Raw genomic sequence first — 19,146 nt, 5'->3', positions numbered from 1 at the left:
GCCGCCCCTGGTGCGCCGCTTGCAGCCGTGGCGTTGCGGCCGCGCGTCAGGTGGCGTCGCGCTCGTCCATGCGCCACGCCATGCGCGCGCCAGCCCCCACGGCGGCGCCCACCACCCAGAACACGCCGCCCACGCCAATCACCACGCCTGCCGTGCCAAACAGCATGGGCATGACCACGCTGGAGGCATTGATGGCCATGAGCCGCAGCCCCAGCGCCTCACCGTGGCGGCTGACCGGCGTGATCTGGTGCAGCAGGCTCATCACCATGGGCTGCACCGAGCCCAGCGCCAGGCCCAGCAGCACCGAGCACAGACCCATGGCCAAGGCGCTGCCCAGCAGCGGGTACACGCCAAACAGCACCGCGGTGATGACCATGGCACCGGCCACCACCACGCGCTCGCGCAGGCGTTCGGCCACCAGGGGCATCAGCACGCGGATGGCCGCGGCCGCAACGGCAAACGCACCCAGGATGGACCCGATGACCGATGCGGACAGCCCCCGTTCGTGCCCCAGCAGCGGCACCACAAAGGTGTGCACATCCCAGCATGAGGCGAGCGCCCAGTTCACCAGGATGAGGCGGCGAAACGGCGGGTCGTTGAGGAGATCCCACGCACGCTGCGGCGGGCCGCCAGCAGGCGCAATCACCGATGGCAGCTCCACCGTGTCACGCACCCAGAACCACGTCAGCAGCGACAGGATGGCCATCAGCGCAAAAGCCGCGCGGTAGCCCTCGGTGCTACCCGCAGCGCTGCCAGCGTGGTCGATCATCAACCCGGCGCAAAACGGGCCGATGAAGTTGGACACCGCCGGCCCGATGGCCAGCCAGCTGAACACCTGCCGCAGCTGGGTGGAGTCGTGCGCTGCGCGGCCCACATGGCGCTGCAAGGCAATGGTGGCCGCGCCGGTGGCGCCCCCCGTCAACAGCGCGGCCAGGCACAGCACAGGGAAGATGGGGAAGGCCAGCGCCAGCGCAGCGCCCGCCGCCGCGGCCGCCACGGCATAGCCTACGGGGCGCTTGAGGCCGTGCCGGTCTGCAAACCGGCCGGCCGGCAAGGCCAGAAACACCTGCGTGAGCGCAAACAGCGCCAGCAGCACGCCCACGGCGGCCGGGCTGTAGCCCTCGCGCAGCGCAAGCAGCGGCGACGCCATGCGCATGCCCGCCATGCAGGCGTGCACGCAGATCTGGCCGGCAATCAGGCGGGCCAGCGCGCGGTTCACGGAAGGTCGTCCTCGGGGTCCAGGCCGGGCAGCGTGGCAGATCCACCGCCAGGCAGCGGCACCGTGGCACCCGGCGCGGGCAGGTCCTGCACATCGCGCAGCTTGCGCTGGATGGCGCGGGTGCGCACGCCCACCTCGTCAAACTTCTTGGCGGCAGCGTCGATGGATTTCTTGGTGGCCTCCACCACATCGCCAAACTTGGCGAATTCGGTCTTCACCATGCCCAGCAGGCTCCACACCTCGGACGAGCGCTTTTCAATCGCCAGCGTCTTGAACCCCATCTGCAGGCTGTTGAGCATGGCTGCCAGGTTGGCCGGGCCGGTGATCATCACGCGGCAGTCGTTTTGCACGGCCTCCACCAAGCCGGGGCGGCGCATCACCTCGGCAAACAGGCCTTCGGTGGGCAGGTACAGCACGGCGAAGTCGGTGGTGTGCGGGGGCGACACGTACTTCGCAAAGATTTTTTTCGCCTCAAGCCGGATCGACGTTTCAAAAGCGTTGCCCGCCGACAGCATGGCCGCCTTGTCGGCCGCGTCCTGCGCGTCCATGAGGCGCTGGTATTGCTCCACGGGATACTTGGAGTCAATCGGCAGCCAGACGGGGTGCTCGTCGTTTCGGCCAGGCAGGCGGATGGCAAATTCCACCAGCTCGTCGCTGCCCGGCACGGTCTTGACGTTGCGCGCAAACTGGTCGGGCGTGAGCACGTTGTCGATGATGGCGCCCAGCTGCATTTCGCCCCAGGTGCCGCGCGATTTCACGTTGGTCATCACGCGCTTGAGGTCGCCCACGCTGCCCGCAAGGGTCTGCATCTCGCCCAGGCCCTTGTGCACCTGTTCGAGCCGGTCGCTGACCTGCTTGAAGGACTCGCCCAGGCGCTGCTCCAGCGTGGCGTGGAGCTTTTCGTCCACGGTGCGGCGCATTTCTTCGAGCTTGGTGGCGTTGTCAGCCTGGATGGCGGCCAGCCGCTCGTTGAGCGCGTTGCGCAGCTGCTCAGCGTTGTGCTGGCTGCCCTGCACCAGCCCCGTCAGCTGCTGCGATACGGCATCCTGCAGCACCGAGAACTGGTTCTTGATCTGGAAGCCGTTGGCTTCGAGCTGGTCCTTGAGCGCGGTGGACATCGCGCCCAGCTGGGCCTGGATGTCGCCCTTGAGCGAATCGAGCGTGCCGCGCGTGGCGGCCTGCAGCGCCTCAAAACGCTCCTGGATGCGCTTTTCAAACAGCGCCGTGCTCTCGGCCATGGCCTCGCGCGACTTGACGCTCTCGGCCGCGAGAGCGCCCGTGGTGGTGGTGAGCTCGGTACGAAAGCCCACGAGCGTCGCCGACAGCTCGGCGCGCGCCGCGGCTGCATCGGCCTGCCCTTGCGCCAGGTGCGCCAGCAGCGCCTTGCTGCTCTCTTCCAGTCGGCCTGCCACGGCCTGCTGCAGCGCGTCAAAGCGCTGGGCCAGGGCGGCATCCTGCGCCGCCTGGCGTTGCGCCAGCGCGGTGTCGAAGGCCGTCAGGCGCTGTTCCAGCTTGCCCTCGAACACGCCGAACGCCGCCAGCAGCTCAGCCCGGCCGTTGCGGGACTCGGCCACGGCCTGGGCCAGCCGTTCGTCCACCGCGTGGCGCAACCCCTCCAGCGTGGTCTGTGTGGTCTGCGTGAAGCCGCGCAGCTGCTGACCCATGCCGTCCAGCGCGCCATCGTTCTTGGCCACCGCCAGCTGGGTGGACTGGGCCGTGTGCTCCAGCGCCTGCAGGCGGGCCAGCCACTCGGGCGGCAGGTCTACCCGCGGTCGGCGCAGCACCAGCAGGGCCACAAGGATCAGGATGACGGCCAGAAAGGCCAGCAGAACAAGGGTTTCAGTAGTCAAAACAGTTAGCTATACTTTTAATAGCAACCAGTGCAATCAACGCGTGCACCGGAGGCCGAAAACACTCAATTTTCTTCAAAAACGGCCCTGGGAGCCCTCTTCACGCGCGAGTGCGCCCTCGGGTCCGTGCGCACTGCCCCCAAAAGCAGATGCTCACCACAACTAGAGCCATGGCTGCGCTCGGTGCCGTGCACCATGCGACTCCTACCGGCCCGCAGCGCACCCCGCGACTCGATTGCGCGCCGAAGGTCCTTAGCGGATCCCGCTGGCAGGCTGGTTGACCGGCGTGAGCGGGCCCCGGCCATCGAAGAACGCGACGAGGTTATCAGCTGCCAGATTGGCCATGGCGCGCCGGGTAGGCACGGTGGCGCTGGCGATATGGGGCGTGAGCACCACATTGGGTACGGTCAGCAGATCAGGGTGCACGGCGGGCTCGCCCTCGAACACATCAAGACCTGCAGCAGCAATGCGCCGCTCGCGCAGGGCCACGGCCAGCGCAGCGTCGTCCACAATGCCACCGCGCGCAATGTTGACCAGCGTGGCCGTGGGCTTCATCAGCGCCAGTTCGGCCGCGCCAATGGTGTGGTGCGCGGCGGGGGTGTAGGGCAGCACCAGCACCACATGGTCTGCCGTGCACAGGAGCTCTTCCTTGCCGACGTAGGTGGCCTTGCATTCGGCCTCCAGCGCGGGCGTGAGGCGCGAGCGGTTGTGATAGATCACGTTCATGCCAAAGCCATGCGCTCCGCGGCGGGCAATGCCCTGCCCGATGCGGCCCATGCCGATGATGCCCAGCGTGCTGCCATGGATGTCGCTGCCGGCAAACATGTCGTAGCTCCACTTTGTCCAGAGGCCGGCGCGCAGGTAATGCTCGCTCTCGGCCATGCGGCGCGCCGTGGCCATCAGCAGCGCAAAGCCGAAGTCGGCGGTGGTCTCGGTCAGCACGTCGGGGGTGTTGGTGCCCTGCACGCCCGCGGCCGTCATCGCATCCACGTCAAAGTTGTTGTAGCCCACGGCCATGTTGGCCACGATGCGCAGGCGCGGCGCAGCAGAGAGCACCGCAGCATCGATGCGCTGGCTGCCGGTGGTAAAGGCGCCGTCCTTGTTGGCCAAGCGTTTTGCCAGTTCGTCGGCGCTCCAGATCACGTCTTCCGGGTTGTCCTCCACATCGAAATGCGCGCGCAGCCGTTCCACGATGTCAGGAAAGATCGCGCGGGCGACCAGGATGCGGGGTTTGGTGCTCATGGTGTGTCTCCGGAATGTTTTACGAATCAGATGCAATGCACGGGTACAGCGCCAGGGCACGCCGGGCAAGGGCTGCCGTTGAGCGATGGCGCTGCGCCCTGGGGGCAGGTCAGTACCTGAACCAGATGAAGCTCATCACGATGAAGAGAGGCACCAGTATCCCGCCCGACCACAGCATGTAGCCGAAAAAGCTGGGCATCTTCACACCGCGGTCTTCGGCGATGGCCTTCACCATCAGATTGGGCGCGTTGCCAATATAGGTATTGGCGCCCATGAAGACCGCGCCTGCCGAGATGGCGGCCAGCGTGGGGGCCAGCGTGGTCATCAGCACAGCGGGGTCGCCGCCGGCGGTGTTGAAGAACACCAGGTACGTGGGCGCGTTGTCGAGGAACGAGCTGAGCACACCCGTGGCCCAGAAATACATCAGTGGGTCGGGCGAGCCGTCGGCACGCGTCACAGCCGAGACCACGGCGCCAAAGGGGCCGTTGAGACCTGCCTTGAGCATGGCGATGACGGGGATGATGGTCAGGAAAATGCCTGCAAAGAGCTTGGCGACCTCCTGCATGGGCGCCCAGCCGAACTGGTTGTCCTCGTGCACCTTTTTGGGAGTGAGCCACAGGGAGACAAACGTCACGATGATCAGGCCCACGTCGCGCACGATGCCGGGCAGGCCGACCTCGGTGCCCGCCACGTCAAACACCACGCCTGGCTTCCACATGCCGCTGAGCAGCACCAGTGCGACCACCACACCCAGCAGGGCGAAGTTGACCTTGCCATCAAACCCGATGGCGCGGCTGTCAGGCGTGGGGTCGGTGCGCAGCACTTCGCCGCTGCGGCGGTAGTACCACGAGTCCAGCACGTAAAAAATGGCCAGCAGGGAGCCGATCAGGAACAGTGTCTCGGGGAAGATGTAGCGCACTGTCCAAAAGAAATCAACGCCCTTGAGGAAGCCCAGGAACAGCGGCGGATCACCCAGCGGGGTGAGAGAGCCGCCAGCGTTGGACACGATGAAGATGAAGAACACCACCACATGCGCGACATGCGTGCGGTTGTCGTTGGCCCGGATCAGCGGGCGGATCAGCAGCATCGATGCCCCGGTGGTGCCCATGAAGCTGGCCAGGACCGCACCGATGGCCAGGATGGACGTGTTGAGCCCCGGGCTGCCATGCAGGTTGCCGCGAATGAAAATGCCGCCAGCCACGGTGAACAGCGCGGTGAGCAAGATCACAAACGGAATGTATTCGGCCACCAGGGCATGCACCAGGCTGGCACCTGCCACCCCGGGCCCGAAGGTGATGGCAAACGGCACCAGAAATGCCAGCGCCCAGGCTGCCGCGACCTTGCCGAAGTGGTGGTGCCAGAAAATGGGCGTGAGCAGCGGCATGAGCGCGATCGACAGCAGGATGCCCGCAAACGGCACTCCCCACAGCACTGACAGCGCGCTGCCGTCGATATCTGCTGCCACGGCCAGGCCGGGCAGCACCCCCAGGAGACCGGCCAGGGCCAGTCGGTGCACATTCTTCATTTTTTCGTCTCCTTGATTTTTGTCGATTCTTTGGTCGAGCCGCCGAGGGGGCGCGGGTGCTCAGGGCGCAGCCGGTATGTCGAATACCTGGCGCAGGTAGGCCAGGTACTTTTCGTCATCGCACATGCCTTTGCCCGGGGTGTCCGAGAGCTTGGCCACCGGCTGGCCGTTGCAGCGCGTCATCTTGATGACCACCTGCAAGGGCTCATGCGCAGGCGGGCTACCGAGGTCGTTGGTCAGGTTGGTGCCAATGCCGAAGGCCAGCTGGCAGCGGCCGCGGAACTGCTGGTACAGCTCGATGGTGCGCGGTACCGTGAGCGCGTCGCTGAAGATAAGGGTCTTGGTCAGCGGGTCGACGCGGTTCTTGCGGTAGTGCTCCAGCAGGCGTTCGCCCCAGGCAAAAGGGTCGCCGCTGTCATGGCGAGCACCGTCGAACAGCTTGCAGAAATACAGGTCGAAGTCACGCAGGAAGGCGCTCATGCCATAGACATCCGACAGCGCAATTCCCAGGTCGCCCCGGTATTCCTTGGCCCAGATCTCGAAACCGAAAACCTGGCTGTCACGCAGCCGCGGGCCCAGCGCCTGGCAGGCCTGCAGGTATTCGTGCGCCATGGTGCCCAGCGGGGTCACCCCCAGTTTCATGGCGTACAGCACGTTGCTGGTGCCGGCAAACTGCCCCGGCCCTGCAGGTGCCCCCGGCCTGCGGTCGCCGGTGCCCAGCCGGGCTACCAGCACGCGCAGCACCTCCTCGTGCCAGGCGCGACTGAACCGGCGCCGGGTCCCGTAGTCGGCGATCTTGAGCTCGCCCAGCCCATCGGCCTGCAACTGAGCAATCTTGGTGTCGAGCCTGCGCCGGCCTTCGGGAAAGTCGGGAACCTTCTGCGTGTTGCGAAAGTACACCTCGTTCACGATGGCCAGCACCGGTATCTCGAACAGGATGGTGTGCAGCCAAGGCCCCTGGATCGAGATATCAATCTCGCCGCTGGGCAGCGGGGTGACGGTGATGTACTTCTCGTTGAGCTTGAACAGCCCGAGGAAGTCCACAAAGTCGCTCTTGATGAAGCGCAGCGACCGCAGATAGGCCAGCTCGGCGTCCTGAAAGTGGAGGCTGCACAGCGAGCGGATCTCATCGCGGATCTCGGACACGAACGGCGCCAGTTGCACACCGGGGTTGCGGCACTTGAATCGGTACTCCACCTGCGCACCCGGGAACTGGTGCAGCACGACCTGCATCATGGTGAACTTGTACAGGTCAGTGTCGAGCAGGCTGGTGATGATCATGGACTGGGCGGCTGGCGTTCCGCGGGCCGTTCGGCGAAGCGTGAAAGTGTAGACGAGCCCTGTGCCCGGGACATACCCCGGAGAACCCCCGGCCGGCTGCCGGAAGGGGCGCAAAAAACAGCACAGCTCGGCGGAGAACGCGTCCTGGTGCGGCTTTGGCCAGACGTTGACGGATCACTGACAACCGGCGCGCCGCAAATGCCTCGCGGTGCGGGTGCGCAACTGCCGCAGCAAACGGCAGCGCGGACGATCAGGGCATGACCAATGCCTGCAGCACCTCGCGCAGCGCCGCAGGCACCGGCACGGGGCGCCGCGTGGCGCGGTCTACATAAACATGGATGAAGTGGCCAGCCGCCGCGGAAAGCGGCTCGCCCTGCGCAAACAGCCCCACTTCGTAACGCACGCTGGAACCACCCAGCCGCGCCACGCGGATCCCGGCCTCCACCGTCTGCGGGAAAGCCAGCGGGGCAAAGTAGTTGCACTGCGTTTCGATGACCAGGCCGATGGTCTCGCCCGCATGGATGTCGAGAACGCCCTGGTCGATCAGGTGCGCGTTGACCGCGGTATCGAACCAGCTGTAGTAGACGACGTTGTTGACATGGCCGTAAACGTCGTTGTCGGCCCAGCGCGTGGTGATGGGGCGGAAGACCGCGTAAGCGTCACGCGGCTGGGGGGCCGGGCGCGCGGCCGCGGGCGTTGAAGTGCTGGCAGAAGTCATGGCCGCCCATTCTGCCAGCGCCGGTAGTACTGCATGGCCACCTGCCAGGTCGTCGTCTGCGCGCGCAGCGTGTCCTCCAGATCGCGGCCGTAGCCGCCTGCCATGGCCAGCACCAGCGGCACGCGCCGGTGCCAGGCCCAGTCGAACACGCGGCGGTCCCGCGCCTCCAGGCCGTCGTGCGTCAGCGCAAGGCGGCCCAGCCGGTCGCCCTCGTGCGGATCGGCGCCTGCGAGATAGAACACCAGCTGCGGTGCAAACCGCTGCTCTAATGTGCCCAGCGCCTGCTCCAGCGCGAGCAGGTATTCGTCATCGCCGCAGCCATCAGGCAGCTCCACGTCCAGATCGCTGGGCTCCTTGCGGAACGGGAAGTTACGAGCCCCGTGCAGCGACAGCGTGAACACCGAGTCGTCGCCGTGGAAGATATGGGCGGTACCGTTGCCCTGGTGTACGTCGAGGTCGATCACGGCGACCTGCAGTGGCTGTGCGCCCGCACCGCGGCGCGGCTGCTCGGCCTGCATCAGCCGCGCAGCCACGGCCACGTCATTGAACACGCAAAAGCCGCCGCCCTTGTGGGCGTACGAGTGGTGGGTACCCCCCGCCAGATTGCCCGCAATGCCATCGCGCAAGGCAGCCCGACTAGCATGGACGGTCGCGCCGACCGACCGCCGCGCGCGTTCTGCCATGGCGGGAGACCATGGGAAACCAATCTCGCGTTGGGCGGCGGCGGGCAATGTGCCGTGCTCGATGTGGTCGATGTAGGCCGGGTTGTGCACCAGTGCCAGCTCAGCATCGGATGCCGGAGGAGCTACCTGCATGGCCACACCGGGCAGGTGCGCCGCCAGCCGGTCGCGCAACATACGGTACTTGGCCATGGGAAAACGGTGGCCCTCGGGAAGTGGCAGGACAAACTGGTCAGCGTAGTAGGCATGCATGGCCGCTCGATTCTGCCGGGGCCCCTTTAACTGAGGGGAGCGCTCTAATTTGCTGCAGCGCAACATAAAAGGGTTGCAATACGCCGCGAGCTCCGTAGAATCGCACCTATGCTGCACTGCAACATGACTGCAAGGTCGAGGCAAGCGCAGTTGTCTGTAACCACCCCGGGCCCCGTGCCCTGCATTTCTGGAGATATCACATGACGCTGACCGCTGAACAGATCCTGGCCTCGCACAAAGCCAACATCGAAACCCTTTTTGGTCTGACCACCAAGGCCTTCGAAGGCGTGGAAAAGCTGGTTGAACTCAACGTGACCGCATCGCGCGCTGCGCTGTCGGAAGCCGCTACCCACACCCAGGCTGTCCTGGGCGTGAAGGACGCACAAGAACTGCTGGCCCTGCAAGCCGGCCTGTTCCAGCCTCTGGCTGAAAAGACTGCTGCCTACAGCCGTCACCTGTATGACATCGCTTCGGGCACTGGCGCCGAGTTCGGCAAGGCATTCGAGTCGCAGACTACCGATGCTCAGCGCGCATTCACCAACCTGGTGGACAGCGCCGCCAAGAACGCCCCCGCCGGTTCCGAAACCGCCGTGGCCGTGATGAAGAGCGCCGTGTCGGCTGCCAATAACGCTTTCGAATCGGTCCAGAAGGCTGTCAAGCAAGCGTCTGACGTGGCTGAAGCCAACTTCAACGCAGTGGCCAGCACCGCTGCCAATGCAGCCAAGACCGCTGCTCCACGCAAGCGCTGATTTGCTGGGACGGGCCCGCGGTCTGGAGCGCACACTCTAGACCGTCTTCAGGGATTACCCTCATAATGGCTCGACTGCTGCGACGACGTTGCAGCAACCAGTTGTCTCCTTGGATCCTCTCGAAACCCCCGTTTCAGGGATCCTTTCAAAGCCCGGCTCTCGCCGGGCTTTTTTTTGGCTGCTCGGTGGATACCGTGGCATCCATGGGTCGGCCGCCAAGAGCAACTGGCGAGGTCGCGATCCCCCTCCCGCGGGTTGCGCAATGTCAACAATCCCCTCACAACATGGGGTTGGACCAACGAATCGTATTACGAATAATTCGTGTTTGCCTTATTATTAGAGGATCCCAACCGAAAGTCGTATCCATGTCGAACACCGTGAAAGCCTTGTTGACCGCTTGTGCCCTGGCCGCTTCTGCCGGCGCTGTTTCTGCGCAGGAGCAGGTCGTCAACCTCTACTCGGCCCGTCACTATTCCACCGATGAAGCCCTCTACACCGGCTTCACCAAAGCCACGGGCATCAAGATCAACCGCGTGGACGCAGACGACGCAGGCATCCTCGCCCGACTCAAGGCGGAAGGCAGCGCCTCTCCGGCCGATGTGATCCTGCTGGTGGATGCCGCACGCCTCTACAAGGGTGAGGTAGACGGTTTGTTCCAGCCTGTGCAGTCAAAGGTGTTGAATGACGCCATCCCTGCGCACCTGCGCAGCACACCCGGGGCCGACGGAGGTGTCGCATGGTTCGGGCTGTCGACCCGCGCACGCGTCATCGTGTACGACAAGGTCAAGGTCCAAAAAGCCGACGTTGACACCTACGAGGAACTTGGCGACCCCAAGAACAAGGGCAAGATTTGCATCCGTTCCGGCTCGCACCCCTACAACCTGAGCCTGTTCGGTGCGGTGACAGAGCACATGGGCGAGCAAAAGGCCGAGGCGTGGCTCAAGGGACTGGTGGCCAACCTGGCCCGCGCGCCCAAGGGCGGAGACACCGATCAGATCAAGGGCGTTGCCGCTGGCGAGTGCGAAATCGCCGTGACCAACACGTACTACCTTGCGCGCCTGATGCGCTCGACCAAGCCCGAGGACGTGGCCATCGTCAACAAAATCGGCGTCGTCTTCCCCAACCAGGATTCGTGGGGCACGCATGTGAACATTGCAGGCGGTGCCGTGGCACGCCATGCCAAGAATCCAGCGAACGCGATCAAGTTCCTGGAATACCTCGCCAGCCCTGAAGCACAGAATTACTTCGCAAATGGCAACAACGAGTGGCCTTCGGCCAAGGGCGTCAACATCGACAACCCGGCGCTCAGGGCCATGACCGGCGGCAAGCCCTTCAAGAGCGAGACCATCCCGATCAGTGCCGTGGGGGCCAACACCACCAAGGTACAGCAGATGTTGGATCGCGTCGGCTTCCAGTGAGCTGATTTCAACCTCTGGCCTGTATGCAGCGGCCACAGCAAGCCCGGCAAGCCCGGGCTTTTTTGCGTCCATCGCGGGCCTATTCAGTACGCCATAATTGACGTTTACGTCAACGTCATTCAAAGGAGAAACTCATGGACATCAACGGCAAGGTATTCATCGTTACCGGCGGCGCATCGGGTCTGGGTGAAGGCACGGCACGCATGCTTGCCGCGCAGGGAGGCACTGTGGTCATTGCCGACATGCAGGCAGAAAAGGGCGAGGCTGTGGCCCGCGAGATCGGTGGCGCCTTTGTGGCGTGCGATGTCAGCAAGGAAGACGATGGCCGGGCAGCCGTGGAGAAAGCCGTGTCCCTGGGCAAGCTGATGGGATTGGTGAACTGTGCCGGCATTGCGCCCGCCGAAAAAACAGTGGGCAAAAACGGTGCGCATGCCCTTGGCCTTTTCAGCAAGACCATCACCGTGAACCTCATTGGCAGTTTCAACATGATCCGGCTGGCTGCAGAGGCGATGTCGAAAAACGAGCCCGAGGCCACCGGCGAGCGCGGCGTGCTGATCTCGACCGCCAGCGTGGCAGCTTATGACGGACAGATCGGGCAGGCTGCATATGCCGCCTCGAAAGGCGGTGTGGTGGGGATGACGCTTCCCATCGCACGCGACCTGGCGCGCAACGGGATTCGCAACATGACCATCGCTCCCGGCATCTTCGGCACGCCGATGCTGTTTGGCATGCCCCAAGAAGTGCAGGACGCACTGGCAGCGGGTGTTCCGTTTCCCAGCCGGCTTGGCACACCGCTGGACTACGCCAAGCTGGTGAAGCACATTTTCGAGAACGACATGCTCAACGGGGAAGTCATTCGGCTCGATGGCGCAATTCGCCTCGCCCCCCGCTAAGGCACTACTAAAAAGATAGCTGCTAGTGCTTATTCAACAAGCGCTAGCGGCCATTTGGAGCAAAAAAATGGGGCAAGTATGCCCGGTGTGCCCGCCAGGAAACGCGCAGGCGATGCTGCTTGCGGACAGGCCACCCACTCTAACGATTCGCCAGGATCGGCAAAAAAAAACCGCTGCAGCCTTGCGACTGCAGCGGTTTGCATCTGGCGGAGTGGACGGGACTCGAACCCGCGACCCCCGGCGTGACAGGCCGGTATTCTAACCAACTGAACTACCACTCCTGGCAGGCAGCTTTTGCTTGTGTTTCTTGAACACAAGCCAAGCGCTACAACTTGGCGACCCCACGGGGATTCGAACCCCGGTACTCACCGTGAAAGGGTGATGTCCTAGGCCTCTAGACGATGGGGTCAAAACCTTGGAACTAACCGAACTGACTTCTCAAACTCTGTGGTGGAGGTAAACGGGATCGAACCGATGACCTCTTGCATGCCATGCAAGCGCTCTCCCAGCTGAGCTATACCCCCACGGCCTTTGGCTTACACCAAAGAAAAACCCTTGCACATCAAAGACCTGCAAGGGCTTTTGACTGGCGGAGTGGACGGGACTCGAACCCGCGACCCCCGGCGTGACAGGCCGGTATTCTAACCAACTGAACTACCACTCCTGGCAGGCAGCTTTTGCTTGTGTTTCTTGAACACAAGCCAAGCGCTACAACTTGGCGACCCCACGGGGATTCGAACCCCGGTACTCACCGTGAAAGGGTGATGTCCTAGGCCTCTAGACGATGGGGTCAAAACCTTGGAACTAACCGAACTGACTTCTCAAACTCTGTGGTGGAGGTAAACGGGATCGAACCGATGACCTCTTGCATGCCATGCAAGCGCTCTCCCAGCTGAGCTATACCCCCACTGAATGACGCCGTTCACACTGTGTTTGTCGTCACTACCTGAGCCTTGAATTATAGACAGATTTTTAGCGGTTTCGCAAACGCGCTACAACTTTTTCGCGACCCACCAGCTCCAGCACGGCATCCACCGACGGGGTGTGGGCGGTACCTGCTGTGAGGACCCGCGCGGGCATGGCCAACTGGGGCATCTTGAGGCCCTGTGCGGTTAGCACCTGCTTGAACGCGGCACTGATCGAGACCTTGTCCCAGGCACACGCCGACAGGGCATCGGCCAGCGCGTCCAGCGCTGGTGCAATGGCCGCAGTGACATGCTGGGCGCGTTCGGCTGGGTCCGCACTGACGTCGCCATAGAAAACATGGGCCCAGTCGGCCAAGGCCACTGTTGTGTCGCAGCGGTCCTTGAACAGCGCGCAGATGCGAGCCAAGCGGCCATCGTCGATCTCGTGCTGCGACACACCGCGCTGCAGCAACCGTGGGGCCACCAGCGCCGCCAGGGCGTCGTCCGCCATTGCCTTCAGATGCTGCGCGTTGACCCAGCGCAGCTTCGCCTCGTCAAACTGCGCTGCGCTGCGCCCCAGGTGGTCCAGGTTGAACCACTGCAGGAACTGCTCGCGGCTGAAGATCTCGTCATCGCCGTGGCTCCAGCCCAGTCGGGCCAGGTAGTTCAGCATCGCGTCGGCCAGATACCCCTCGTCACGGTATTGCGTGACAGGCTTGGCGCCATTGCGCTTGCTCATCTTCTCGCCCTGCTCGTTCAGCACCGTGGGCAAGTGGGCATACACCGGCGGCTCCTTGCCAAGGGCACGGAAGATGTTGATCTGGCGCGGCGTGTTGTTCACATGGTCGTCGCCCCGGATCACATGGGTGATCGCCATGTCGATATCGTCCACCACCACGCAGAAGTTATAGGTGGGCGTACCGTCAGGCCGCGCAATGACGAGGTCGTCGAGCTCGTCATTGCTGATCTCGATGCGTCCCTTGACCTTGTCATCCCATGCCACGACGCCGCCTTGCGGATTCTTGAAGCGCAGCACGGGCTGTACACCCTCTGGCACGGCGGGGAGCTGCTTGCCAGCCTCGGGCCGCCAGGTTCCGTCATAGCGGGGTTTTTCTTTGGCAGCCATTTGCCGCTCGCGCAACGCATCCAGCTCGGCCACGCTGGTGTAGCAGGGATACACGTACCCAGCAGCCTGGAGTTCCGCCAGCACCTCCTTGTAACGGTCCATGCGCTGCATCTGGTAGAACGGGCCCTCATCGGGATCCATGCCCAGCCACGACATGCCTTCCAGGATCACGTCGACGGCAGCCTGGCTCGAACGCTCGAGATCAGTATCTTCAATGCGAAGGATGAAGTCGCCGCCGGTTGCCCTTGCGAAGGCCCAGGGGTAAAGCGCCGAACGGATATTGCCCAGATGGATGAAACCCGTGGGCGAAGGGGCAAAACGGGTGCGAACGCGACCCGTGTTGGATGAGGTTTGGTCAGTCATAAAAATCGCCATGCGCCTGTGCGCCAGCCCCTGATCGGGACGATTGAAAACAGTGATACCGGGACATCCTTGGAACTGCCCGGGGTGTGGCGCCGGTCCGCGCTCTTCGCGGCCCGGCCAGCCAGATCAGGCCGTCTGTGCGTTGGGCAGCGCAAGGCGCGATGTGTCCTCTTCGCCCTCTTCCGCGCCGCCGCGCCCTTCGTTCAGGCTCGCAATGCCCTCAGCCGTGATGTCGCCGGTGACATACACACCGTCGAAACACGACGCATCAAAACCGGCAATCGCAGCATTGAGCGAGCCCACAGCCCTCTTCATGCCATCGACGTCCTGATAGATGAGTGCGTCACAGCCAATGGCCTGTCGGATCTCTTCGACCGTGCGGCCATGGGCTACCAGCTCACTGCTGGTGGGCATGTCGATGCCATACACGTTCGGGTAGCGCACCGGCGGGGCTGCGCTGGCAAGGTACACCTTGCGGGCGCCGGCATCTCGCGCCATCTGCACGATTTCGCGGCTGGTCGTGCCGCGCACGATGGAGTCATCGACCAGCAGCACGTTGCGGCCCTTGAATTCGCTGCCAATGACGTTGAGCTTCTGGCGCACCGATTTCTTGCGAACGCCCTGCCCCGGCATGATGAAGGTGCGGCCCACGTAGCGGTTTTTGACAAAGCCCTCGCGGTACGGAATGCCCAGCAGATGGGCCAGCTGCGTTGCGCTGGGGCGGCTGGATTCCGGAATCGGAATGATGACGTCGATCTCGTTTGGTGGCACCGTCGAGACCACGCGCTTGGCCAGGGCTTCACCCAAGTTGAGCCGGGCCTGGTACACCGAGATGCCATCCAGCACTGAATCAGGACGCGCCAGGTATACAAACTCGAAAATGCAGGGGTTGAGTTGCGGGTTGGCAGCACATTGCCGCGCGTGCACCTGGCCATCCAGCGTGATGAAAATGGCCTCGCCCGGGTCGATGTTGCGCTCGAACACATGGGATGTGCCCTCCAGCGCGACAGATTCGCTACCCACCATCACCGTGCCATCCTGGCTGCGGCCCATGGCCAGGGGACGGATTCCGTGCGGGTCACGGAAGGCCAAAAGCCCATGGCCTGCGATCAGCGCGATCACTGCGTAGGAACCTTTGATCCTTCGGTGAACCGCTTCGACCGCCTTGAAAACATCCTCGGGCTGGAGCGCCACGCCACGTGTCGAGCGCTCCAGTTCATGCGCAAACACATTGAGCAGGACTTCCGAGTCGCTGTCCGTGTTGGTGTGCCGATGGTCTGTCTGGAACAGTTCAGTACGCAAATCCCGCGCGTTGGTCAGGTTGCCGTTGTGCACCAGCACAATGCCGAAGGGTGCATTGACGTAGAACGGCTGCGCTTCCTCTTCGCTGAACGCATTACCAGCCGTGGGATACCGCACCTGACCCAGGCCGACATTGCCAGGCAGCGCTCGCATGTTGCGCGTGCGGAACACATCGCGCACCATGCCCTTGGCCTTGTGCATGAAGAACTTGCGGCCTTGCTGGGTCACGATCCCGGCTGCATCCTGGCCGCGGTGCTGCAGCAGCAGCAATGCGTCATAAATCAGCTGATTGACAGGCGCTGGACTGACGACGCCGACGATTCCACACATAGTTCGATTCCATCCGTTTGCGGGAAAAGCCCCGCGGCAACCCTGCAAAAGTGGCTCTTGGCCGCGATCACAAGGGATTCTTCAAGCAGGCAGATGCCTTGCAAATTCTTTGGGCAACAAGGGGCCAAGCCCCCGCAGCGCGTCAGCCAGAAGCGGCGCGGCCTGGGACTCCTGCCACCACACCGCTTCGCCGATAGGAGTCAGACCCGCGACCACCGTAGCCACCAGCAACAGCACGAGCCCCCGTAACAGTCCAAACGCAGCGCCGAGCATGCGGTCCGCGGGCCGGAGGCCAATGGCTTCGATCAGCTTCTTGGCGACCCACGCCAGCACTCCGCAAGCAAAGACGGTGGCCACAAACACCAGTACAAAGCCCGCTGCATACCGGAGCGTGTCACTGGACTCGCCCATCGGGAGCATCGCCGCCATGTCCGCGGCAAACCACTGGGCCACAAAGAAAGCCGTCACCCAGCCCAGCACTGACAACACCTCGTAGACCAAGCCGCGCCACGCGCCGATGCACATCGATGCGAGGAGCACACCTGCAAATATCCAGTCCAGCGCGGCCATATCACCCGGTAATGGAGCCACCCCGGCGCCTCAGAGCGTCAACACCGAGGCGGGTAAATCCAGCGCCTTCACGCGGACCGCAGCCTTGTCGGCCTCGGCGCGGTTGCCAAACGGCCCTACCCGCACGCGGGTCCGCTTGCCGTCCTTGGTGTCTACCACCTGGGCATAAGTCTTGAGCCCGGCACGTTCGACCTTGGCCCGCACCTCGCGGGCCTTGTCTGCGTCTGCAAAAGCACCCACCTGAACGATGAACCGGGCTTCCTCGGCCGCCGCAGGGGTGTCCGTTGCGCGCCCCTCCAGCAGCGCACGCGCCCTGCTGGCGTCATCGGGTCTTGCTGCAGGCTTTGGCTCTGCGGGCGCAGCAGGTTTCGGTTCAGGCTTTGGCTCGGGTTTGGTTTCAGGCTTGGGAGTAGCAGGCAACGGAGCGGGCCTGGATGCAGGCACGCGCGCTGCAGGCGCTACCAGTTCCTCGCCATCCGAAAGTCCTGCCCCAATGGCTCCCTTGTGCGGCGGCGCAGTTGCAATACGGCCCGGAGCTGTCACCGAAGCTGCGCCTGAGTCCGTCACCGCAGCAACTGCCGGTTTTGCAGCCGTCGCCGACGGCGGTGGCAATACGGCCGGGCCAGGCACCACTAGCGGGGCAACCTTGTTGCGGTCGGGAATCTCGATCGGGATGTCTACCGGGATCGGGCGCGGCTGGGTATCGAACAGAAGGGGGAACCCCACTACACCGATCAGCACCAGCACAGCTGCGCCAATCAGCCGGTGCCGCGCACGGCGCCGCATGGCTTCAACGGTTTCTGCCTGGGGGGATGTACGTGGGCGCTTCACCGGCTTGTCGGTCTGCTTTTGCTCACCCTGACCGGGCCACCGAAACTTGAAAAATGCCATGGAGTGATAACTCGTGCGGACCTTAAGCGCCCAGATGTTTGGCCTGCAAGCGAGGCGTTCCATTCACCAGAACGCCGCCTACCGTGTAGAACGAGCCAAAGACCACGATTCTATCAGCGGGGTCCGCCGCGGCGACCGCTGCCTGGAGCGCCGCCATGGGGTCTGCGTGCAAGGAAGATGTCACCTCCCGGCGGCCGCCAGCCACCATCTGCACCGCATTCCACTTTTGCTGCAGCCCTGCTGCAGATTCCGCACGCGCCGTCGGCAGGTTCGTGAAATACCAGCGGTCGATCAGGGGGCCCACCTTGGCGAGCATGGGGGCCAGATCCTTGTCGGCCATCGCACCAAACACGGCGTGCGTCGTCGGAAAAAACCCCATGGCATCCAGGTTGGCCGTCAGCGCCGCCACAGAATGAGGGTTGTGCGCCACGTCCAGCACCAGCGTCGGCTGACCCGGAACAATCTGGAACCTGCCGGGCAGCTCGACCATGGCCATGCCGTTTCGCACGGCCTGCGCCGTCACTGGAAGGCGATCACGAATGGCCTCGAAGGCCGCGAGCACGCCGGAGGCATTGATCAGCTGGTTAGCGCCGCGCAACGACGGGTACGCCAGACCGGCATATCGTCTGCCCCGCCCGGCCCAGCTCCATTGCTGCTTGTCGCCCGAGAAGTTGAAGTCATGGCCAAAGCGCCAGACCTCCGCACCGATTTCCGTGGCGTGATCGATGACACTTTGCGGGGCCATCGGGTCGCCGACGATGGCTGGCCGACCTGAGCGCATGATGCCCGCCTTCTCCCGGCCAATGCTTTCGCGGTCAGGCCCCAGGAACTCGGCATGGTCGATGTCGATGCTCGTGATGATGGCGCAGTCGGTGTCGATGATGTTCGTTGCATCCAAACGCCCGCCAAGGCCTACTTCCAGGATGGCGACATCGAGCTTGGCGTGGCTCATGAGGCGAAGGATGGCCAGCGTGCTGAACTCGAAGTACGTCAACGAAACTTCGTGGCCATTTTGCACCCTTGCGCTTTCCACGGCTTCAAAGTGCGCTATCAACTCTGTAGCGTTGACGATTTCACCGTGCACACGGCATCGCTCCTCGAAATGCACCAGGTGGGGTGACGTGTACACGCCCGTGCGGTAGCCAGCCTGCAGGGCCACGGCCTCGAGCATGGCGCAGGTCGAACCTTTTCCGTTGGTGCCTGCCACCGTGATCACTGGGCACTCAAAGCGCAGGTCAAGCCTGCGCGCCACTTCACGCACACGGTCAAGACCCATGTCGATGCCCACAGGGTGCAGTTGTTCGCAGTGGCGGAGCCAGCCTTCGAGGGTAGTCGGTTTGATTTGCATACAGCCGCTGATTGTCGCCCAGCGCACAGTTCGAGCATGATGGCAGCCATGACATCCACCCAGATCACCCTCTTCGGAATTCCCAACTGCGATACGGTGAAAAAAGCCCGGGCATGGTTCACCGCCCACGCGCTTTCCCACGAGTTTCATGATTTCAAGAAACAAGGCGTGCCACCTGAGGCGATGGACCGCTGGACCGCAGCGGTCAGCTGGCAAAAACTGGTGAACCGCAATGGCACCACCTGGCGCAAGCTCGACGCGCCGACCCAGAGCGCCGTCGTCGACGCTTCGACCGCCAGCGCGTTGATGACCGCTCAGCCCAGTCTCATCAAGCGGCCCGTGGTCGAATTGCGGCGTGGGGGTCACCGTTTGATCACGGTCGGCTACACCCCGGAGCAGTGGGAAGCGTGGGCACTGGGCAGCGTCTCCCCGTGACAGCCGTCAAACCGGACAGATCGCACGAATCTTTACGCAGATTTACGGG

The 19,146-nt window shown here is 63.6% G+C and carries 16 protein-coding genes and 6 tRNA genes; 4 read left to right on the top strand and 18 right to left on the bottom strand.

From position 1 onward, the window contains the following. Positions 1-46: 46 nt before the first annotated feature. The 7 genes from ACTPOI_RS19085 to ACTPOI_RS19055 all read right to left on the bottom strand — a co-directional run bounded on the left by ACTPOI_RS19085 (position 47) and on the right by ACTPOI_RS19055 (position 8,767). Complete coding sequence (locus tag ACTPOI_RS19085) at positions 47-1,219, bottom strand: MFS transporter (protein ID WP_440111604.1); 1,173 nt, start codon at positions 1,217-1,219, stop codon at positions 47-49. Next, positions 1,216-3,069, bottom strand: coding sequence for a DNA recombination protein RmuC (gene rmuC / locus ACTPOI_RS19080; protein ID WP_440111602.1), 1,854 nt, complete (start codon positions 3,067-3,069; stop codon positions 1,216-1,218). Before rmuC ends, ACTPOI_RS19085 begins: the two co-directional genes overlap by 4 nt. Before the next feature lie 252 nt (positions 3,070-3,321). Then, positions 3,322-4,311 carry a 2-hydroxyacid dehydrogenase gene (locus ACTPOI_RS19075; RefSeq protein WP_440111600.1) on the bottom strand — a complete coding sequence of 330 codons (990 nt, stop codon included), beginning with the start codon at positions 4,309-4,311 and terminating at the stop codon, positions 3,322-3,324. Positions 4,312-4,420: 109 nt separating this feature from the next. Further along, positions 4,421-5,836, bottom strand: coding sequence for a sodium:proton antiporter (locus ACTPOI_RS19070; RefSeq protein WP_440111598.1), 1,416 nt, complete (start codon positions 5,834-5,836; stop codon positions 4,421-4,423). Between the two features lie 60 nt (positions 5,837-5,896). Then, positions 5,897-7,117 (bottom strand): nicotinate phosphoribosyltransferase, encoded by a 1,221-nt coding sequence (gene pncB, locus ACTPOI_RS19065; RefSeq protein ID WP_440111596.1) that lies wholly within the window; start codon positions 7,115-7,117, stop codon positions 5,897-5,899. 250 nt (positions 7,118-7,367) lie between these two features. Further along, a complete protein-coding gene (locus ACTPOI_RS19060) occupies positions 7,368-7,835 on the bottom strand; it encodes an acyl-CoA thioesterase (RefSeq protein ID WP_440111594.1) in 468 nt (155 codons plus the stop codon). Beyond that, a complete protein-coding gene (locus tag ACTPOI_RS19055; protein WP_440111592.1) occupies positions 7,832-8,767 on the bottom strand; it encodes a histone deacetylase family protein in 936 nt (311 codons plus the stop codon). The genes ACTPOI_RS19060 and ACTPOI_RS19055 overlap by 4 nt, the downstream gene beginning before the upstream one ends. A 200-nt stretch (positions 8,768-8,967) precedes the next feature. On the opposite strand from ACTPOI_RS19055, the gene ACTPOI_RS19050 reads away from it, so the two are divergent. From ACTPOI_RS19050 to ACTPOI_RS19040, 3 genes are all read left to right on the top strand, one after another. Then, entirely contained in the window at positions 8,968-9,516 is a 549-nt protein-coding gene (locus ACTPOI_RS19050; RefSeq protein ID WP_440111590.1) for a phasin family protein, read from the top strand. A gap of 365 nt (positions 9,517-9,881) precedes the next feature. Further along, entirely contained in the window at positions 9,882-10,934 is a 1,053-nt protein-coding gene (locus ACTPOI_RS19045; protein ID WP_440111588.1) for an extracellular solute-binding protein, read from the top strand. 134 nt (positions 10,935-11,068) lie between these two features. Continuing rightward, the gene (locus tag ACTPOI_RS19040; RefSeq protein WP_440111586.1) at positions 11,069-11,827 is read left to right on the top strand and encodes a 3-hydroxyacyl-CoA dehydrogenase; all 759 of its coding nucleotides are present in this window, start codon (positions 11,069-11,071) and stop codon (positions 11,825-11,827) included. A gap of 204 nt (positions 11,828-12,031) precedes the next feature. Here the strand turns inward: ACTPOI_RS19040 and ACTPOI_RS19035 are convergent. The 11 genes from ACTPOI_RS19035 to folC all read right to left on the bottom strand — a co-directional run bounded on the left by ACTPOI_RS19035 (position 12,032) and on the right by folC (position 18,662). Next, positions 12,032-12,108: transfer RNA gene (locus ACTPOI_RS19035), tRNA-Asp, on the bottom strand. A gap of 52 nt (positions 12,109-12,160) precedes the next feature. Further along, positions 12,161-12,236 (bottom strand) — tRNA-Glu (locus ACTPOI_RS19030). 39 nt (positions 12,237-12,275) lie between these two features. After that, positions 12,276-12,351: transfer RNA gene (locus ACTPOI_RS19025), tRNA-Ala, on the bottom strand. 63 nt (positions 12,352-12,414) lie between these two features. After that, positions 12,415-12,491: transfer RNA gene (locus tag ACTPOI_RS19020), tRNA-Asp, on the bottom strand. Between the two features lie 52 nt (positions 12,492-12,543). Further along, a tRNA-Glu gene (locus ACTPOI_RS19015) sits at positions 12,544-12,619 on the bottom strand. Between the two features lie 39 nt (positions 12,620-12,658). After that, positions 12,659-12,734: transfer RNA gene (locus ACTPOI_RS19010), tRNA-Ala, on the bottom strand. Between the two features lie 65 nt (positions 12,735-12,799). Then, positions 12,800-14,221 (bottom strand): glutamate--tRNA ligase, encoded by a 1,422-nt coding sequence (gene gltX, locus ACTPOI_RS19005; protein ID WP_440111584.1) that lies wholly within the window; start codon positions 14,219-14,221, stop codon positions 12,800-12,802. Between the two features lie 126 nt (positions 14,222-14,347). Beyond that, positions 14,348-15,853 carry an amidophosphoribosyltransferase gene (gene purF / locus ACTPOI_RS19000; protein ID WP_440111582.1) on the bottom strand — a complete coding sequence of 502 codons (1,506 nt, stop codon included), beginning with the start codon at positions 15,851-15,853 and terminating at the stop codon, positions 14,348-14,350. Between the two features lie 81 nt (positions 15,854-15,934). Next, positions 15,935-16,423, bottom strand: a complete 489-nt coding sequence (locus tag ACTPOI_RS18995) for a CvpA family protein (protein WP_440112693.1) — start codon at positions 16,421-16,423, stop codon at positions 15,935-15,937. A gap of 30 nt (positions 16,424-16,453) precedes the next feature. Next, the gene (locus ACTPOI_RS18990; RefSeq protein WP_440111580.1) at positions 16,454-17,314 is read right to left on the bottom strand and encodes an SPOR domain-containing protein; all 861 of its coding nucleotides are present in this window, start codon (positions 17,312-17,314) and stop codon (positions 16,454-16,456) included. 22 nt (positions 17,315-17,336) lie between these two features. Further along, on the bottom strand, positions 17,337-18,662 hold the full coding sequence (folC, locus tag ACTPOI_RS18985; protein ID WP_440111578.1) for a bifunctional tetrahydrofolate synthase/dihydrofolate synthase: 1,326 nt from the start codon (positions 18,660-18,662) through the stop codon (positions 17,337-17,339). 48 nt (positions 18,663-18,710) lie between these two features. On the opposite strand from folC, the gene ACTPOI_RS18980 reads away from it, so the two are divergent. Further along, positions 18,711-19,097: an arsenate reductase gene (locus ACTPOI_RS18980; RefSeq protein WP_440111576.1), complete on the top strand. Its 387-nt coding sequence runs from the start codon at positions 18,711-18,713 to the stop codon at positions 19,095-19,097. Positions 19,098-19,146 lie beyond the last annotated feature (49 nt).

This window comes from Acidovorax sp. BL-A-41-H1, from assembly GCF_051942715.1.
Note: the sequence above shows the minus strand (reverse complement) of the source record. Positions and strands in the feature narration are given on the sequence as shown.

Bases quoted from the DNA above. Each gene is read 5' to 3' on its own strand.
- ACTPOI_RS18980 (WP_440111576.1), top strand. From the start codon at position 18,711: ATGACATCCACCCAGATCACCCTCTTCGGAATTCCCAACTGCGATACG.
- ACTPOI_RS19040 (WP_440111586.1), top strand. From the start codon at position 11,069: ATGGACATCAACGGCAAGGTATTCATCGTTACCGGCGGCGCATCGGGT.
- ACTPOI_RS19045 (WP_440111588.1), top strand. From the start codon at position 9,882: ATGTCGAACACCGTGAAAGCCTTGTTGACCGCTTGTGCCCTGGCCGCT.
- ACTPOI_RS19055 (WP_440111592.1), bottom strand. From the start codon at position 8,767: ATGCATGCCTACTACGCTGACCAGTTTGTCCTGCCACTTCCCGAGGGC.
- ACTPOI_RS18990 (WP_440111580.1), bottom strand. From the start codon at position 17,314: ATGGCATTTTTCAAGTTTCGGTGGCCCGGTCAGGGTGAGCAAAAGCAG.
- ACTPOI_RS18995 (WP_440112693.1), bottom strand. From the start codon at position 16,423: ATGGCCGCGCTGGACTGGATATTTGCAGGTGTGCTCCTCGCATCGATG.
- ACTPOI_RS19050 (WP_440111590.1), top strand. From the start codon at position 8,968: ATGACGCTGACCGCTGAACAGATCCTGGCCTCGCACAAAGCCAACATC.
- ACTPOI_RS19060 (WP_440111594.1), bottom strand. From the start codon at position 7,835: ATGACTTCTGCCAGCACTTCAACGCCCGCGGCCGCGCGCCCGGCCCCC.
- folC (WP_440111578.1), bottom strand. From the start codon at position 18,662: ATGCAAATCAAACCGACTACCCTCGAAGGCTGGCTCCGCCACTGCGAA.
- gltX (WP_440111584.1), bottom strand. From the start codon at position 14,221: ATGACTGACCAAACCTCATCCAACACGGGTCGCGTTCGCACCCGTTTT.
- pncB (WP_440111596.1), bottom strand. From the start codon at position 7,117: ATGATCATCACCAGCCTGCTCGACACTGACCTGTACAAGTTCACCATG.
- ACTPOI_RS19075 (WP_440111600.1), bottom strand. From the start codon at position 4,311: ATGAGCACCAAACCCCGCATCCTGGTCGCCCGCGCGATCTTTCCTGAC.
- ACTPOI_RS19070 (WP_440111598.1), bottom strand. From the start codon at position 5,836: ATGAAGAATGTGCACCGACTGGCCCTGGCCGGTCTCCTGGGGGTGCTG.
- purF (WP_440111582.1), bottom strand. From the start codon at position 15,853: ATGTGTGGAATCGTCGGCGTCGTCAGTCCAGCGCCTGTCAATCAGCTG.